The sequence below is a fragment of the Arthrobacter sp. efr-133-R2A-120 genome (assembly GCF_030209835.1).
Taxonomy (GTDB): Bacteria; Actinomycetota; Actinomycetes; order Actinomycetales; family Micrococcaceae; genus Arthrobacter.
On record NZ_JARVRF010000018.1, the window covers coordinates 1 to 16,486 of the forward strand.

Consider the following 16,486-nt stretch of genomic DNA (forward strand, 5'->3'; position numbering starts at 1 on the left):
GTGACGGTCGCCGTCGTCGAGGGCGGATTTCCGGTAACCGTCACCGGAGCCAGGGACGCGGCCCCCGCATGCGGGGTCACGGCGTAAGAAGTGATCGCCGAGCCGCCGTTGGCCGGAGCCGTCCACGACACCACCGCCGAGGCGTTGCCCGCCGTCGCGGCCACCCCGGCCGGAGCCGCAGGCGCCGTCACGGTTGATGCGTTGCCCAGCGCCTGGGCGACCGTTTGAACGGATGTGGTTCCGTTGGCTGTTCTCCCCGCCAGCCAAGTGACAAAGGTCTTGAAGAGATTGGGGTCGATGGTCAAAGTGGGATCTGTCCCGACGGCGATGTGGTGGAAGGTCAGCTGGACCCAGCCCCCTCCCGGTTCCGCGTTGGTAACCAGGTTCTCGAGGTTCTGCAGCGTCCAGGTGCTGTCGACTTCGTCCGGAGCCGCTGTGTTGTATGGATTGGCCGGGGGAAGGGTTTCGGCGAAGGGGCAGCCCGAGCAACTGGCCGGCGAACGGATGTCCCCCAAATTGCGCGCACTAGCAAAACCGCAATTCTTCACGATTTGCTCGACGGAAGAGTTTTCGGCGGCGAAGGGATATGCGAAATCTGTGGCGTTGAACCCCCAGCTTGCAAGCGTGGTCCGTCCGCCGCAAACCTCGTTGGTGGCGGCCGAGGTGGACAACGTGGTGAGGTCCGGGTGGGTGATGGTGTGGCCACCGATCTCGTTGCCGTCCGCAGCGATGGTGTTCAAGTTGGCTCGCGTGAGCCATGACGGATTATCGATCCAACTGGTCGTAATGAAGAAGGTGCCGTGCAATCCGAGCGATTTCAGCAACTGTTCGGCAGGGAGCTGATCGGCGTTGCCATCGTCGAAGGTCAGGCTGATGATTGTTTTCGGCACTGCAGCCCGCGCAGGGGTCCCCGAGTAGACAACGGTGTAGCCGAGCAACAACAGCACGGACGCGGCCGTGGCGAAGCGGAACCATGCGTTCCGGATGCCTGGTGTCCTCCCATGCCAAGCGGAGGGGTGCCCAGCGGAAGAGCGCCCCGGGTGCCGCCGGAACAGTATGGTCAGGAGCCGCATCGGCTTCCCCTTTTTCTGAACAGACCGGGTCGGAATCCCCAGGTCCGGAGCCTATTGGCTATGCAAGGCAAGGTTAAGAGTGGGTGGTACCCGTTTTGGACCGCGTCCCCGCTCTCTTCACTCGGGCTCCGATACGCGTATCCGGCCGGGAGGCTGCCGACTCAAGCGAAGGGGGAGTACGTGCCGTCAGAGACTAGCTCGATTGTCCCGTCGAGTGAGCTCAACGCCGGCCCATGGCCCGGCAGGATGATCTCTGCGCCCAACTGCTTGAGGACTTCTACGCTGGCCAAGATTTCCGCCGGGCGGTGATGGAAGACGGCGGGCAACAGCTGAAGCCCGCAGACCGGACTGACCGCGTGGCCAGTGATGAGCGCGTCCCCGGTGACCACGGCCTTGGCTGAACGGACGAAGAACGATGCATGGCCGCTGGTGTGCCCGCCGGTGGCAATGATCCGGGGAGATCCCGGGAGCGCGTCCAGAATGTCCTGGGTCATCGCAGCGACGCCCGGGACGGCGACGTCGGACAAGCCCCCGGATCGGATGGCGTGTATGGCCCACGCGCCGACCCTGGGGCGGAGGATGCGCAATCCAAGATCCTTGACGGTGACTTGTTCGAGGACCTCGCGGCGAATGTTTGGCAACTCCGCATGAGACGCAAATACCGGAATGCCCATTGCCGATATTCTCGCTGCATTGCCGATGTGATCCGAGTGACCATGCGTCAGGAGAACTCCGGCGGCATTTTCCATGGCCAGTCCCAGGAAATTGATGCTCGATTGGAGCAATGGCCAGTTACCGGGATAGCCCGTGTCAATGAGGGTGAATTCTTCGTCCCGCTTGAGGATCGTCCAGTTGACAGCGGGGCCTTGGACGAAAAAGACGTCCTCGGCAACTTCCTTCACGTTGTCCTCAGCAGACCAGTTCTTCGACATGCTTCCCCTGTCCACATGGGCCTAGGAGGCGCCCCGTATGGGCCTCGGAGGTGCCTCGTGCGCGCCTCGTGCGCGCCGGACCATCTTATCCTCGGTGAGGGCGCGGGCTCCGCAGTGCTGGCGATACCCGGGAGGGGTATTGTGCCGTCCCTCCCGCAGTGCCCGAGGCTCGATTTCACTTGAGGCAAAACCTTTGCTAAAGTCATAACCGCTTCATTCCTCCGTAGCTCAATTGGCAGAGCATTCGACTGTTAATCGAAGGGTTACTGGTTCAAGTCCAGTCGGAGGAGCGCAAAGGCCCCGCACCGGTTTTCCAGGTGCGGGGCCTTATTTTTTGCCTGATTTTGTTCCATCATTCGAACGGCAGAATCCCGCCGCCACGTCTTTAGACGAAATCCATCTCCACTTGCAGGAACCTTGCTGCTTCGGCCACGGCGGACTGGAAGGCGTCATCCTCGGTGGGCGGCGTCCTCGGTTCCCTCGGATGCCATTCGTGGGCGGCGGAATGGACTCGGGTGAATCCGCCACCCGGTGGTGCGTAGAAGATTCCGAAGCGTTGGACGGGCCATTCAGGAGAGGTCTCCGGAGCCACGAGCAGTGCCGCGCCATTTGTCGGATTGAACCATTGCGCAATCGGGCGGCGGCGGTCCTCCGTGAAGAGTCCGGCCGCATAGAGGGCCGCGGATTGCGGGCTTGTCACCGTGCATAGACGATCCCACCACAGCGGCAGGATGCCATCATCCCTGCGCTGCCATGGGGCTGGAATGGGTTGCAGTTCCTGCCAACGGGGCACACCTCAACTTTATCGCCGGGCCATGACCGGCAACAGGCCTCGAACCAAGGGGAGGCCTGCCTAGTCCCGTTTCCAGGGCCCGGGATTGATCCGGTAGAGGATTGCGGAACCGACGACGGCGCCCAGCAGGGCTCCGAATACAGGGTTTCCGGCCCCGCGGCCAAGGAAGAAGCCGACGACGGCGCCAAGCATCGCTCCGAGGAAAAGTCCCCTGCCGTTGCGGTGCGGTTTGCGCGTCATGGCTTGAGCCTACTTGCCGGCGCACAGGTCCGGGCCTCGAACATCAGTGGACTGTGCATCAGTGGATGGAGGGCACGGACCGCGGCCGCACGACGAGCCAGAGGGCGGCCACGGCGCCTGCGAGGCACACGGCCTGGACGGCACCCATGGGAACGGCAGAGCCGACGCCAAGCCAGCCAACCACGGGCGGGATGATTCCGGCCATCAGGAAGTTCGAGGCACCCAGCAGGGAAGCCGCGGTTCCGGCCTGCGCGCCATGGTTGGCCAGGGCAATCACCTGGACACAGGGGAACATGAACCCGGTGGCTAGGATGTAGAACCACAGCGGGACCATGACGCCCCACAGACCGAAGCCGAGCAGATCGAACACCACGATCAGCACCGCCATCAGGAACATCCAGACCGTGGCGAACGCCATGATCCACTGGGGTGCCACTCGCCTGATGACCCTGGAGCTGATTTGGACGCCGGCTACGATGCCCAGGGAGTTGACACCGAACAGCAGACCGTATTCCTGCGGGGAGAAGTTGTAGACCTGTTGGAACAGGAAAGTGGACGCGGAAAGGTAGGCAAACAGTCCGCCGAAGTTGAACCCGCCCACGAGCAGCATCCCGACGAAAATCCGGTCGGCGAAGACGGCCTTGTAGCGTTGGCCCGCCGTCGACGTCGTCTGCCGGCGGAGTTCGGCAGGATACGTTTCCCGGATGAGGAACACTGCGGCAATGATCACCAGGATTCCGTAGCTGGCCAGGAAGTAGAAGATCCCGGGCCATGGCATTATCAACAGCAGTTGTGAACCGATGATCGGAGCCAGAATAGGCGCGAGGCCGTTCACCAGCGACATGCGGGAGAACATCCGCACCATGGCGTAGCCCGCGAAGAGGTCCCGGACCATGGCCATTGCCACCACGCCACCGCCGGCTGCACCGACGCCCATCAGGACACGGAACAGGGCAAGGGTGCTGATGTCCGTGGACAGTGCGGCGCCGAGGGAGGACCCGATGTGCAGGGCCGTCGCCAGGATCAAGGGCATGCGGCGTCCGAATTTGTCGCTGAACGGCCCCACCACCAATTGGCCAATGGCGAAGCCAACTGTTGTGCCAGTCAGTGTGAGTTGGATCGCAGCCGCAGACACGTCGAAATGATGCTCCAGCGCGGGAAACGCCGGCAAATAGAGATCCACTGTAAATGGACCCAAGGCGGTCAATGCGCCAAGTAGCAGGATATAGAGGAGTTTTTCGCGTCGACTGAGGGAATCGCCCGGTACAGGGGGAGTGTTCACGATTATCAATCCTATGTGCGACAGATCATATTTATCGGCGATGGCGGAGGCGCGCCGCAGGACCGTCCGGAAGTTGAGGCTGAAGCTGAATGGTAGTTTTGTGGACAGGTGCGCGTGGGCGGTTGTATTCGTCTCCGTGCCGGAGCCGGGTACGAGCAAGAAGGAAGCAGTGAGGCGGAACCTATGAGTGGACGTCACAGCGGCCGGGCTGGCCAACGCCCGGGCATTTCGGCGTTGCCGAACACCCTGAAACTTGCGGCCAGGCTCGCGCCGCGGCAGCTCAATGACGAAATCAGCCTTGCCAAGCTTGAACTCAAGGGCAAAGGAAAACAGCTGGGTATCGCCGGTGCTTTCGTTGGCGTTGCGCTGATCTTTCTCTCTTTGCTCGTCATCGCCTTGGTTGTAGCGGCCATCTTGGGTTTGGCCACCGTCATGCCTCCGTGGCTGGCTGCGCTCGTGGTCGCGGCAGCGTTCCTATTGATCATCCTCATCGGAGCCCTCGTCGCCTTCCGCGCGTTCAAGGGGGCCATGCCGTTTGTACCTGAGAAGACCATCCGAGGCATCAAGCACGATCTCGGCATAGTCAAGGAAGGCACGTCCTTCGACGCCAGCATCCTTGACCCGTCGTCGGAAGCCTACAAAGCGGCGGAAGCAGCGAAAACGGCCGCCGCCGAGAAGGCCAAGGCCGAAAAGGCCGCCAAGGCAGAAGCACACAAGGCCGAGCAGCCCCCCGCCCCGAGCGAAGCTGAGCTGCTCCGCCGTCTGGAGCAGCGGCGCGAGCACCTCGCCGACGTTCGCGATCAGCTGGGCGTCGAGCTCGACGTCAAGACCCAGGGAAAGGTCCTGCGCGACGTTGCAGGGCAAAAGCTCGACGACGGACTCCGGCTTGCTGCCGACAAGCTCGCAGATTTCAGTGAGAAGGTTCCAGCCGGGCTGCCGGAGCGGCTCGCCGCGCGCTGGAAAGAGCTCTTTCTCTTCGCCGCTTCCGCCACGGTGGCCGCAGTAGGACTGCGGAAGCTGTTCAAGAAGTAATCGGGACGGCAAGCAGCAGCGCCAGCTGCGGACTACGGAAAGGGGGACAGGTGAAGTTCATCGGTGCAGGCGCACGCCCGGGCCAGCCACAGATTGACCACGATCTCATCTTCACCGTCCCCAATTTCCTGACTGTGTTGCGCTTCATGGGTGTCCCGCTGTTCGTGTGGCTGGTGCTGTGGCAAAGGGAATACGGTTTCGCTGTGCTCGTGCTAGCGGTCATGGGCGGCACAGACTGGGTGGACGGCTACGTCGCGCGGCGTTTCAACCAAACCTCCAAACTGGGCCGCATCCTCGATCCCGTCGCGGACCGTCTGGCCCTCATCACCGTCGCTGTGACTCTCGCCATCGCCGGGGTGGTGGATTGGTGGTACTTGGCCGCCCTGGTGGTGCCCGACGTCGTTCTTGCCACCGCTTCGCTGTTCTATTTCCATAGCCACCCCGACCTCCCGGTGAGCCGGATCGGCAAGATCCGGACGGCGTTCCTGCTCCTCGGCACGCCTCTTCTGGTCCTCTCGAAGCTTTCGATTCCCTACACCAACGTCTACTTCGTGATCGCCTGGGTCTGCCTGGGCTTGGGTCTGGCAGGGCACTGGGTGGCGGCCTACAACTACTTCTGGGCAATCCTCCGCAAGGGCAAAGAACTCAAAGCCCACGACGGCGGCCGCAGCTGATGGCCTGGTTCGCAGTCCTTCTTGCGGTGCTTGGCGCTTTCTGCCTCGCCATTGGCGCCCAGCGCCAGGGCAGCGCGGTCAAGGCCGATACCGGTGGCCTCGCCCTCAGTTCGCAGGGTTTCCTGAGGCTTCTCCGAAATCCGCGGTGGGTGCTCGGCCTGCTGTTGCTTGCCTTGGGCATGTGCATGAACGCCATTGCCTTGGTGTCGGCACCCCTGACGGTGGTGCAGCCCATCGGGGCCATCGCCTTGGTCATCACCACGGTGGTCAACGCCAAGGACCAGGGACTCAGTATCAACCGCGGCACGGTGGTGGCGATCTCGGCTTGCGTGACCGGATCGGCGATGTTCGTCCTACTGGCCGTCAACGCCACCCAGGAGAACCATCACGTCAGCGGCGAGGACGAAATTACCATCGTTCTCCTGCTGGCACTCGCCGTCGGGCTTTTTGGAACGTTGGCGGTCATGTTCCGGCACCGCATGAGCGCCTTTGTGTACATCCTGGGTGCCGGCGTGTTGTTCGGCTTCGTAGCGGTCCTGACACGCATCATCGGCCGGCACCTGCTGGACCCCAATGGGCACTTCCTGCTCAATGTGCAGTGGTATACCGTGGTTGCCATTGCCGCTGCCGGCGGTCTCGGTTCTTGGTTCGTGCAGAGTGCCTATTCGGGCGGGCCGCCGGACCTGGTGATCGCTGGGTTGACTGTGATCGACCCCATTGTCGGAATTGCCATCGGGATCGCAATTTTGGGTGAGCTTCGTCCCGATGTGCACGCCGTGCTGGCAATCGCCATGGCTGTGGCCGCTTCCCTTGCTATCGTGGGGGTTATTGCCCTGAGCCGGCACCATCCCGAGGTCACCAAGCGAAAACGTGACGCGAAGGCGGCAGCAAGCCGGAAGGCCTAGGGCAAAAGTTCGACAACCGTGCCCCGCACACCCGCGGCAGGCAACCGGCGAAGACACCGCAGGGCCAGGCGTTTTGCGATGTTCGCACCGTGACCATCAGGAGTTCTCCACGTGACCGTTCCCGAAACCAACAAACCCCTCACCATCCTGATCGCGGCGGAGACCTACCGCCCGAACGTCAACGGTGCTGCTCAGTTCGGGTACCGGCTTGCCAAAGGCATGAAGGCGCGGGGGCACAACGTCCACGTGCTGGCCTGCCGGGCGGACAACGGCAAGAGCTTCACCGAATTCGGGGATGAAGGCACCGTGCATCGCTTGAAGTCCCACGGCGTCTTTACACACGAGTACTTTCGCATTTGCTACCCCTGGGAAATCAAGAACGACATTCGGCTGCTCTTCGACAAGGTGCAGCCCGACGTCGTTCACATCCAAAGCCATTACATGATCGGCGAGCACGTTCTCTACGAGGCCAAGAAGCGTGGCATCCGGATCATAGCCACCAACCACTTCATGCCTGAAAACCTGAACCCGTTCTTGCCGTTCCCGCAGTGGTTCAAGGACATCATCGGGCGGGTCTCGTGGAAGGACATGGGCAAGGTCATGGGCCTGGCCGACGTCGTAACCACTCCCACGCCGCTTGCCGCGAAAGCCATGCATCAGCACGCTTTCCTTCGCAAGGTCCTGCCTCTGTCCAACGGTATTGACGCGGCCGCTTATGAACTGGGGCCGGGCGAAGAGATCGAGCCGCATGCCAACCCCACCGTCCTCTTTGTCGGCCGCCTTGCCGAAGAAAAGCATGTAGACGTCCTGATCGACGCCGTCTCCAAGACACCCGCCGAACTCAACGTGCATCTTGAAATCGTCGGCGGCGGCGAGGTCCGTGCCTCACTGGAGGCCCAAGCCAAGCGCCTGGGCCTGGGGGAGCGGGTCAGGTTCCTGGGCCTCGCGAGCGATGAGGACCTGAGGAAGGCGTACATTCGCGCTGACCTGTTCTGCATGCCCGGAACCGCCGAACTGCAGTCCCTCGTGACGCTCGAGGCGATGTCGGCGTCGACACCGGTTCTGCTCGCCAACGCGATGGCCCTGCCGCACCTCGTGCGCGAAGGCGAGAACGGGCATCTGTTCACGCCTGGGGACAGCAGCGAGCTGGCAGCCCGGATCACCGAGCTCTTCCGCCTGCCGGCGGACGAACTCGAAGCCATGGGCAAGGCGAGCCGCGCCATGGTGGAGCCGCACAGCATCCAAGGCACGCTGCAGACGTTCGAGGACCTCTACCGCGGGGCGAGCTATGAGGACAAGGTCATCTAGTCACCTGGACACGGCGTAGACCCCCGGTTGGCGTTGGTACCCGAATTGTTTTGCTAGAGTGTTTTGGCCGGGAGGACGCCGACAAAGCGGCCCCGGGCCGACTCGGGGCTATAGCTCAGCTGGTTAGAGCGCGGGACTCATAATCCTAAGGTCCTCGGTTCAAGTCCGAGTAGCCCTACCCGAAAAGAGCCCCTGAGCTGCTGAAACGCAAGTCAGGGGCTCTCTCGCTTTGAGGTTCGAATGCAATCATCCACCGTTTACCCACCGGAATCGCTAGGGAGCGCGGTGTTCGCCGCTACCTTCTTGAGTTTTTTCGGCTTGGCTGGCGCCCTGCATTTAGATTTCGACGTCTTGAAGGATGTCACCTCGTAGAGTCTTCCCACCCCTTGATGTCCCCCAACACGGCCGCGAGGGCCGTAGCCGCCGTCGGAAGAACCTTGCCGATCATCTCCCAATCGAGTTGTAAATCCACCTAGTCTGCTTTCTCTACGGTCAGTTCACCGAACACTTCCAGAAACACAGTATTGTCGGGGGCCTGATGCGTTTTTTGGACGTAATGCTTCCTCGTCACGTTCTCGCTCGAGTGCCCGAGCTGCGCCGAAGCAACGGCCATTCCTGATGACGCCTCCAATAAGGTCCCGACCGTCTTTCGGAAGGTGTGGGGAGTGACCCATTGGAAACCGAGCTCGTCACGCGCTGAGCGCCATTGCTTTCGGAAATTATTCGGGTCCCTAAGCGAACCGACCGCCGACGGGAACACGACGTCCCACGGGTTGGCCTCCAGCTGCCCGATTTGCCGTCTCAAGAGCATTTCAATGGCGAAGGCGGGTAGGAAGTACCTTTGGCGGGAATGGGCGCTCTTAGGGTGGTCCTGGATGGTTAGTCCCTGCTTCGGAATGTAGACGATTGTCCCGTTGACTGTGACGGTCGGCTTAGCGGACTTCAGGTCGATGTCCTTCCAACGGACTGCAAGGGCTTCGCCTATCCGGGCGCCGGTGGCGAGCATAATGTCGACGACGTCGAGCATGTCTACGGTGGGGTAGCGACCAGCCTGTTTCTTGTTGGCCTCCCATTGCCTGAGTCCTGCGCGCAGCGCCCCAACCTCGGCCACGGTCAGGGCGCGGACTTCCTTGTGATTCGTTGGGATGGTTGCCACGTCTCGAAGGGGGTTTCCATCCAGGGCGCCGTGGCGAGCGGCGAGACCTAGCATTCCGGACAGGACAGTTTTGCATAGCTTTGCCGTAGCGTTTCCGTGCTTGGTGCGAATGGTCTTGAGGAAGCGGTCCAGGGTGGAGACCGTCGCTTCCCGAATCCTGAGGCCGCCGACGCCGGGGCAGACGTAGTTGTCCAGGATGTCCCTGTACCTGCGGCGTGTGTTGAGGGCCCGGTCAGCGTCCTCAAATTCAGTCCACCAAATCAGAGCGAGCTTGGTGATCCGAGTATCCGAGGTGATGTCCTCGCCCGCGGGCATCGCCCTGTCCGTGAGGGCAGCGATTAGGAGCCGTTCAGCCTTGCCGCCCTTGTCTTTTTTTGACGTGGCCGAGGCCCTGGCCTCCACTTTCCTGGTAACTCCGTCGAAGTCCCGGAAGCGGGCCATGGCTCTCCAAACGCCGGGAGTGACTTCGTCCCGGCTGATCTTCCCCCAGGTTCCGATCTGAAGCGGCGGCCTAGGCATCGGGGGCGTCCTCTACGTCGTCGTCGGTGTCCTTGAGCTCCAGCAGGTAGGTTGCATGTCCCGTGATGTCCTCCAGTTTCTTCAAATCCTCCCTAAGGGTCGCCGTAAGGGCCGGCAGTCCTGTGAGTGTCAGCCGAAGCTTGGAGTAGACCCTGCGGAGCCGCTCATCGTCGACGCCGCTCGCGTCTAGCTTGGCTGCGAAGTCTGGCGCGAAGGTGAATGCGTCGCTAATGCGGATGGATGAGGAGTCTTGAGGTTCAAAGAGGTACTGCACGCGGCAGCCGAGGACGTTCGCGAGAACGAGGAGTTCGGCGGCGATGAATTGGCGCTTTCCCCGCTCGGCGGCTGACACGGTCTGCGGTACCCATTTGCTGCCGAGAAGCCCTCCAACCTCTTCGCCAAGTTCCACCTGGGACATTCCGCGTTGTTCCCGGAGTCGTTTCACGTTTTCGCCCACGACCTGCTCGATTGTCTTTGCCACGGTTCTCCTAGGGATCGATTAGTCAATCTGTAGCTTTACTAAGTATCGAGCAAAAGATGAGGCTTGACAAGCAGCGAAAAAGCCGGGAAGCTAAAGCCACAAGTTGATTTACCAGCGCAAACAAGCTGGACAGTTATCTAGGAGGCGTCGTGAACTCAGCGAAAGTACAGGCAGACCGCCCGACCGAATGGCTTTCTCCGGCTCAGTTGGCTGACGAGCTGCAGATCCCGCTGGCCACCATCTACATCTGGAGGTCCCGCCACAAGGGACCCCGCGGCCACAAGATCGGCACACACGTAAGGTACTCCCGCGCAGACGTCGCAGCATGGCTGGAGACCCTCGCGGATCCCAAGGATGCGGCATGACTCGCCCCTTGCCGTTCGAAAACTTGTCTTGGCGGGAGGAAGCCGAAGCCGCACTTGCCGCGGAGGCCGCAAGTGGCCGTTTGTTCGACGCCTACGACCTTCAAGAACGCCACGGACTGACAAGCCCGTCAGGGCCGAATGAATGGGGACCTCTCTTTTCGCACGCCGCTGCACGGGGGCTCATCACGTCAGTTGGATTCCATCAGTCCCGCAGACCGAGCCGGTCAGGAGGCATCTGCCGGATCTGGCAGGGCACCGGGCCAACCCAAAAGAAAAGCGGTTCGGGAGACATCCGCCAAGACACAGCCCGAACCGCCAACAACAACCCATCCCAAAACTAGAGCTAGGACAGCCGTCATGCATCACCATACCCACACCCCGTCCAATGCTGCTACCGAATCCCGAAATCAGGCGCCAGATTCCCTGCGCTACTTCGGAATTGCGACGGTCTGCAGCGACCATGCAAACCACGACCATGCCCTTCCTGAGCATGTCGAGTGGCTTACGGACGTTGTCTCACTGACAACCAATCGTAGTGTCCGGGTCACTCAGGAAGAGGCAGGCTTGGTCCGCTGGTTCGGTGTCCTGAACTACCACATGGACAACGAGCGGATTCATATCAGCGCCGCTGAAGATGCAACTGACGAGGAGTTGGACTGCCTCGTGCAGACAGCCCTCACTCCCTGGGATGACTTCCGACCGGAGCGCTGGCCGGCCCACCCATGCGTACCTGGGCGGAAGCGGATCGCCGTGTGCCGCTACATTGACGATGCCTACGTGGACGAGACCATCGCGGCCATGACCGTCCAAGGATTGTCCCTCGAGCTTCATGACTGTGCCACAGAGCGCACCGCGTGATCCGTTCCCACCGAATCCCTTGTGGATGGACAGGATTTAGCCGATCCACCATCTAAAACCTTGAACGGAGGCACCGAGCATTGGGTGCACAAAACGTCAGCAAAGCGTTCACGTTGTGGCGTTCACTGACTGACCAGCCGTTTCGGGCGCTCACCTACATGGCTCTCGTCAGCATGGATAGCGACGACCCTCCCACTTACTGGGGCGGCAGGGAAGCCTTGGCCCACGCCCTGGGGCACACCTTGCCCCCTGCAGACGCACCGGACCCGGTGGCCGCAGAGCAATCCCGGGAAAAGGCATACAGGGCCGTAAAGAGGGCTCTGAAGTCCCTTCATCAGGCAGGTGCTGTCAAGACCGTCACGCCTGCGTCATTTCGACGGCACGCCGTCTACGAAATCATGCTCCAAACGGGCGCGGAGGGCTCCGCTAAGGGTACCGAAAAAGCGACCCCTAAAGGTACTGCTGAAAGGCCCCCTAAAGGTACCGATGAATCGCCCATAGGGTACGAAAAAAGCGATCAAAGGGTACGGGTCAGAGGCCCCCATAGGAGTACTAGGAACAAGGAGGAACAATCCTTAGACGACTCAACCGTCAGGCCGAGAGAGCTCATCGACCAGACCGCTCTGACCCGACCGGAGATCACGGAGCTCTGCGACAAACTCGCAGACCTCATTCAAGGAAATGGATCCAAGCGCCCAGCCATCACGAAGGCTTGGCTCACTAGTGCACGGCTTCTCATCGAGAACGACAAACGAGAACTCCGAGAAGCGCACCATGTCATCGAATGGTGTCAGCAAGACTCCTTCTGGAAATCCAACATCCTCTCCATGCCCAAGCTCAGGGAAAAGTACGACCAACTCAGGCTCAAAGCCGGAACAGCCAACCATGCGGCCACACAGGGACCGTGGGATCCGAACTTCCATACCCTGTCGCACGTCCCGCCCCAATACGCCTGGGCCAACCAGCCCAAGAACCAGGAGTCCACACAATGAACGCCCAACATGCCGAACCCACCTACTTCACCGTCATCGGCACAGACAACGCCCCCGCACAAGCAACCGACCCCCACTACGAATACGCAGGGCACCTCGCGGCCGACATCACCGCCGCATCCAAAGACGTCGAACAAACAAAAGCCATCATCTGGAACCGGGTGAAAGCCATGGCCGACCACGGGATCGACGCGCCCAACATCATCGGCACACTCTCAGCAGCCCTCGCAATCTTCGCCATCGAAATATTCAACCCAGCCGTCGACATCCTGGAAGAACTCAACCCCCGCTTCGACTACCGCAAAGCCGTCAGCCGGGCCACCACCCCGGACCGCACGAAGGAGACCAACTGATGCCCAGGCCCACGCTGCGTCAATTCCTCGCGTCCCGCGTCAACAAAGGCCCCGGCGTGATCACCCACACCGAACTGCGCGAAGTCCTCGCCGCCAACCCGGACCCGAGCCTGTACGACGCGCTGGAGCACCTCGCGGGATGGCTTGACGCAGCATCGAGCCCAGACGAACCCCTGAGCGCCGTAACAGGCAAAGTCTCCGCCTCTGTCCTCGCCCGGCGCATCCGCGAGATTCTGGTCGGACACCCGGAGCGCCATGCGCAGCCCATGGAAGACTGGCGGAAGGGCTGACCTCATGGACGACTCGAGGCGATGCCGCGCCACTTCAAAACAGTCCGGAAACCGATGCAGGAAGCCGGCCATCATTGGCGGCACGGTATGCAAGATCCACGGTGGCGGAAGCCTCGCGGTAAAGGCTGCGGCGGCCCGCAGGGCTCAGGAAGACGAGGCTCGACGTCAGCTGGCTACGTTGGGCCAGCCGGAGGCCATTGACCCGGCTGAGGCGCTTCTGCAGCTGATCGGGTGGAAATACGGGGAGGTGAAATGGCTGCGCGCTCGTGTGCAGGATCTCCCTGATGGCGATCTGACCTGGGGTTTGGCGCAGACAGATGTCGGGCTCGGGCCTGAGGGGCCGATCGATAAGGTCACAGAGAAGTCGTCACCGTCAGTGTGGTGGGTTCTCTTACGGGAAGCTGAGGACCAACTGGCCGACTACGCCGCGAGGGCGTTACGGGCCGGCGTGGATGAGCGAAAGGTGCGCATGGCTGAGCATCAAGGCCTCATGGTTCACGCAGTGATGATGGCGGTCTTCAATCGTCTGGCGTTGACCCCTGAGCAGTGGGTGATGGCGAGAGCCGCGGCCCCGGAAGAGTTGAGGAGGCTCGCGGGTTGAGCGGGTACAGCCCGCGCCGGCCAATGTTGGGCGCATTCATCAATGGCCCCAGTGCGCAAATCTTGACGGCGATGCTCAAACGTGAGGAGGTGGTCCGGCGCTCGCAGGGTCTGCCCCCGGATCTGAGAAGCAAGCTCCTGGATGATTGGGACGCCATGGCGGAAGCTGCCAGGGTTTACCGCGAGCGGTGCGAGGAGCACCGCGGCGAATGGCCGGCGGAGCGTCCGGCCGTGAGTGATCCTGGGCCGGATGGTGTCCACGCGGTGCTCTGGCCCGTGAGGATGGTGGCTATGGTGATTGGCCGGACTGAGAGCCGAGTCCGGCAGATGCTTCGCTGGGGTGATCTCGAAGGTGTCAAGGTTGATGGCCGGTGGATGGTCAGTGAGGACAGCGTGGGTGACTACGGGATGAAGCAGCTTCTCGCCCGTCAAGCGGCCTGATAAGAGGCCATTCGCGGGCCGCGAGCCGCAGGAATCGCTAGATCGTAAGGAATGGGACGTCCTAAACAGGGCGTCCCATTCTTGCATCCACCGATTACCCACCCACTATCGGCGGTGTTTCCGCTTACGGAAACGCGGAAACGATATAGGGACGGGAAGGCTGAGACTGTTCACGGATGGTTCCTCACGGAATCCCCAGCCGGGAATCGGTGTCCGGCCCCGCCCGTGGAAGGCGGCGCCGGACACCACCCGTCGGCATACGTTCTTGACAGCCCAAGGAGCACCTGCAATGACCACCAACGATGATGTCCTGGCCGCCCTACGCGGTGAGCGCCCGACTGAGCGAGCAGCGCGTGAAAGCGTTCACCGGGCGTTCACAGGTGAACTTGTCGGCGACCTTGAGCGCCACACAAATGAATCGGTGGCACGGGCATTCGGCCGCGAACCTGAGCGTCAGGTGACCGAGAACGAATTGCCCGTCCAGACGCGAGACTTCAGCGCCGTCGCGGTTTGGGCGGCAAGGGAAGCGGCCGCCACCGCGACCCGCGCACTGAGCCAGGCCATCATGCGGGCGGACGGAAGCAAAGGTATCTACGCCGCTGAGGCGGAGGCTCAGGCAATCGCGGAAGAATCGTACGCCCTGGCGGCCAGGCGCAGCCCCTATGAGGACGTCCGGCAGGAGTCTGTGGCACGGACCCTGACGAAGCTTGCAGACACCTGTGAACGCCGTGCGCAGAAGAGTGCCAGACCACCCGTCAGGGCAGCCCGCATAGTGGCCCCTCGACAGCACCAGGAGTCACTCAGTCAGCTCGAGCGCGTAGAGACGAAATCCGGCGTCGACGGCGCACCCATCATTTCCTACCGCAAGTAGCGCCCCCAACTTCCCCAAGGAGCAAGCAGAACATGGCAATCTTCAGCAAGAGCGTAGAAGCAGCGCATACCGCGGTGTCCAAAGCCGAGGACCTTCTCTCGGAATGGGAACGCAAGGCCACCAATGCGCGTGCAGAGGCCGAACGGCTGGACAGCGAGTCGGGCGCCGCTATCCTCGCCGACGAGTCAGCTGCCGAGAGCATCACGCTCAAAATTCACTCCTGGGAGCGCAAGGCCCGAGCCTTCGATCAGGCGGCGGAAGAAGCACGCCGGAAGCTCGCAGCGGCTCGTCGTGATGCCCTTGAAGCCGAAGCGCGGGAAGAGGACAAGGAAGGCTCCGCCGGCCGCAGGAAGGCAGAAGCGCACAGCGCCAAGGTTGCCGCTCTGGTTCACCAGCTCGAGGTGCTCGACGAATGCGATTGGGGCCGTTCCCCGGCAAAAGACCCAATTACCGGGGAGCTGGTTGGTTCACAGCGAGGACTCGGTTACCGACTGACCGTGGAAGCTGAAAGGCACGAAATACGTGCTGCATCCATCCGGTACTTCCTCGCCACCGGCCGGATCCCAGACAGCTACTTCGAGATCAATGAAGTACTGGGCACCACGTTCAATGCCATCGCCCGGATCCTCAACGAGGGCGACAACATCCCAGCTTCCCTGTACGTGGCCCGCGACGCCGGACTAACCGGCACGGCGGAGCAGGCATGAGTGTTCCAAAGCTGGACGAAGTGCTCCACGACGCGGCTCTGAAATTGGAGGAGGACGTCGACCAGAATGCTGATCTGAGCGAGAGCGGTAAAGCGTTCCTCTCGGGCATCGCCGGAGCCTGGAAGCTGTCCTCTGGGACAGAAAGCGGTGGGTTTCCGGTGGATGGCGCTACATCGGGAACAAACTCCCGAACCGGTACCCCTGAAAATCAAGGGTCCACCGGCCATCGGCCTGAGAACTTTGGCTTAGCAGACAGGAAACCGTTCCCGGGCAATATCAAGGAGGACGGCTACAAAGACCGGGCGTAAACGTCACCGGGCGCCGGTCGTCTCCGGTGCGAGAACACAAGTCGGTACCCGGAACCATGGCACAGGGGTGTTGTCCTTTCCGCCCCGGCCAACGCTCAGAGAAGCAATGCCCGCCGTTGTATGGTCTCCACGGCGGGCATTGCTTTGCGAATCGTGGTTCCCATTTTGGGGTCAAGCTTGATCCGTTGCCACGTATTTGCAACTATTAGCGAACTCAGCTTGGGGTGATAGTGCTCCAAGACTGGGCCAAAGTTGCCACAATATGGGGGAAGAGTTGTTCTCAGCAGCACAGCCGATCGGATGCCG

At 61.7% G+C, this 16,486-nt stretch carries 21 protein-coding genes and 2 tRNA genes; 16 read left to right on the forward strand and 7 right to left on the reverse strand.

Translation table 11 applies throughout. The features are described from left to right. Together QRN52_RS10185 and QRN52_RS10190 are read right to left on the reverse strand one after the other, a co-directional pair. The coding region (locus QRN52_RS10185; RefSeq protein ID WP_284752616.1) for a polysaccharide deacetylase family protein at positions 1-1,073 on the reverse strand (1,073 nt) is incomplete at its 3' end. 161 nt (positions 1,074-1,234) lie between these two features. After that, positions 1,235-2,005 carry an MBL fold metallo-hydrolase gene (locus QRN52_RS10190; RefSeq protein ID WP_284752617.1) on the reverse strand — a complete coding sequence of 257 codons (771 nt, stop codon included), beginning with the start codon at positions 2,003-2,005 and terminating at the stop codon, positions 1,235-1,237. A gap of 217 nt (positions 2,006-2,222) precedes the next feature. Here QRN52_RS10190 and QRN52_RS10195 point away from each other — a divergent pair. After that, a tRNA-Asn gene (locus QRN52_RS10195) sits at positions 2,223-2,295 on the forward strand. A 95-nt stretch (positions 2,296-2,390) separates the two neighbouring features. Here the strand turns inward: QRN52_RS10195 and QRN52_RS10200 are convergent. The 3 genes from QRN52_RS10200 to QRN52_RS10210 are packed head-to-tail and all read right to left on the reverse strand — an operon-like array spanning position 2,391 to position 4,326. Continuing rightward, entirely contained in the window at positions 2,391-2,798 is a 408-nt protein-coding gene (locus QRN52_RS10200; RefSeq protein WP_234750734.1) for a hypothetical protein, read from the reverse strand. Positions 2,799-2,858: 60 nt separating this feature from the next. Beyond that, entirely contained in the window at positions 2,859-3,038 is a 180-nt protein-coding gene (locus QRN52_RS10205; protein WP_284752618.1) for a YMGG-like glycine zipper-containing protein, read from the reverse strand. A gap of 58 nt (positions 3,039-3,096) precedes the next feature. Continuing rightward, a complete protein-coding gene (locus QRN52_RS10210; RefSeq protein WP_284752699.1) occupies positions 3,097-4,326 on the reverse strand; it encodes a multidrug effflux MFS transporter in 1,230 nt (409 codons plus the stop codon). 177 nt (positions 4,327-4,503) lie between these two features. Here QRN52_RS10210 and QRN52_RS10215 point away from each other — a divergent pair, with 177 nt between their 5' ends. From QRN52_RS10215 to QRN52_RS10235, 5 genes are all read left to right on the forward strand, one after another. Further along, positions 4,504-5,352, forward strand: coding sequence for a phage holin family protein (locus QRN52_RS10215; RefSeq protein ID WP_284752619.1), 849 nt, complete (start codon positions 4,504-4,506; stop codon positions 5,350-5,352). 50 nt (positions 5,353-5,402) lie between these two features. Next, positions 5,403-6,026: a CDP-alcohol phosphatidyltransferase family protein gene (locus QRN52_RS10220; RefSeq protein WP_284752620.1), complete on the forward strand. Its 624-nt coding sequence runs from the start codon at positions 5,403-5,405 to the stop codon at positions 6,024-6,026. Continuing rightward, positions 6,026-6,931 carry a DMT family transporter gene (locus QRN52_RS10225; protein ID WP_284752621.1) on the forward strand — a complete coding sequence of 302 codons (906 nt, stop codon included), beginning with the start codon at positions 6,026-6,028 and terminating at the stop codon, positions 6,929-6,931. Before QRN52_RS10220 ends, QRN52_RS10225 begins: the two co-directional genes overlap by 1 nt. Positions 6,932-7,042: 111 nt before the next feature. Further along, a complete protein-coding gene (locus tag QRN52_RS10230; RefSeq protein WP_284752622.1) occupies positions 7,043-8,239 on the forward strand; it encodes a glycosyltransferase in 1,197 nt (398 codons plus the stop codon). Positions 8,240-8,343: 104 nt separating this feature from the next. Further along, positions 8,344-8,417 (forward strand) — tRNA-Ile (locus QRN52_RS10235). 294 nt (positions 8,418-8,711) lie between these two features. On the opposite strand, the gene QRN52_RS10240 is transcribed toward QRN52_RS10235, so the two are convergent. Continuing rightward, positions 8,712-9,914, reverse strand: coding sequence for a tyrosine-type recombinase/integrase (locus QRN52_RS10240; RefSeq protein ID WP_284752623.1), 1,203 nt, complete (start codon positions 9,912-9,914; stop codon positions 8,712-8,714). After that, the gene (locus tag QRN52_RS10245) at positions 9,907-10,395 is read right to left on the reverse strand and encodes a helix-turn-helix transcriptional regulator (RefSeq protein WP_284752624.1); all 489 of its coding nucleotides are present in this window, start codon (positions 10,393-10,395) and stop codon (positions 9,907-9,909) included. Before QRN52_RS10245 ends, QRN52_RS10240 begins: the two co-directional genes overlap by 8 nt. Positions 10,396-10,544: 149 nt before the next feature. Here QRN52_RS10245 and QRN52_RS10250 point away from each other — a divergent pair, with 149 nt between their 5' ends. The 10 genes from QRN52_RS10250 (at position 10,545) to QRN52_RS10295 (ending at position 16,180) form a co-directional block, all read left to right on the forward strand. Then, positions 10,545-10,760 carry a helix-turn-helix domain-containing protein gene (locus QRN52_RS10250; protein WP_284752625.1) on the forward strand — a complete coding sequence of 72 codons (216 nt, stop codon included), beginning with the start codon at positions 10,545-10,547 and terminating at the stop codon, positions 10,758-10,760. Between the two features lie 357 nt (positions 10,761-11,117). Further along, positions 11,118-11,618: a hypothetical protein gene (locus QRN52_RS10255; RefSeq protein ID WP_284752626.1), complete on the forward strand. Its 501-nt coding sequence runs from the start codon at positions 11,118-11,120 to the stop codon at positions 11,616-11,618. A 173-nt stretch (positions 11,619-11,791) separates the two neighbouring features. Next, positions 11,792-12,610 carry a phage replication protein O gene (locus QRN52_RS10260; RefSeq protein WP_284752627.1) on the forward strand — a complete coding sequence of 273 codons (819 nt, stop codon included), beginning with the start codon at positions 11,792-11,794 and terminating at the stop codon, positions 12,608-12,610. Next, positions 12,607-12,963: a hypothetical protein gene (locus tag QRN52_RS10265; protein WP_284752628.1), complete on the forward strand. Its 357-nt coding sequence runs from the start codon at positions 12,607-12,609 to the stop codon at positions 12,961-12,963. Before QRN52_RS10260 ends, QRN52_RS10265 begins: the two co-directional genes overlap by 4 nt. Continuing rightward, positions 12,963-13,253, forward strand: coding sequence for a hypothetical protein (locus QRN52_RS10270; protein ID WP_284752629.1), 291 nt, complete (start codon positions 12,963-12,965; stop codon positions 13,251-13,253). Before QRN52_RS10265 ends, QRN52_RS10270 begins: the two co-directional genes overlap by 1 nt. 4 nt (positions 13,254-13,257) lie before the next feature. Further along, positions 13,258-13,854, forward strand: a complete 597-nt coding sequence (locus QRN52_RS10275) for a hypothetical protein (protein WP_284752630.1) — start codon at positions 13,258-13,260, stop codon at positions 13,852-13,854. Positions 13,855-13,925: 71 nt separating this feature from the next. Beyond that, positions 13,926-14,294, forward strand: coding sequence for a hypothetical protein (locus QRN52_RS10280; RefSeq protein ID WP_284752631.1), 369 nt, complete (start codon positions 13,926-13,928; stop codon positions 14,292-14,294). 289 nt (positions 14,295-14,583) lie between these two features. Then, a complete protein-coding gene (locus QRN52_RS10285) occupies positions 14,584-15,165 on the forward strand; it encodes a hypothetical protein (protein WP_284752632.1) in 582 nt (193 codons plus the stop codon). A gap of 32 nt (positions 15,166-15,197) precedes the next feature. Beyond that, positions 15,198-15,872 (forward strand): hypothetical protein, encoded by a 675-nt coding sequence (locus tag QRN52_RS10290; protein WP_284752633.1) that lies wholly within the window; start codon positions 15,198-15,200, stop codon positions 15,870-15,872. Then, on the forward strand, positions 15,869-16,180 hold the full coding sequence (locus QRN52_RS10295; protein ID WP_284752634.1) for a hypothetical protein: 312 nt from the start codon (positions 15,869-15,871) through the stop codon (positions 16,178-16,180). The genes QRN52_RS10290 and QRN52_RS10295 overlap by 4 nt, the downstream gene beginning before the upstream one ends. Positions 16,181-16,486 lie beyond the last annotated feature (306 nt).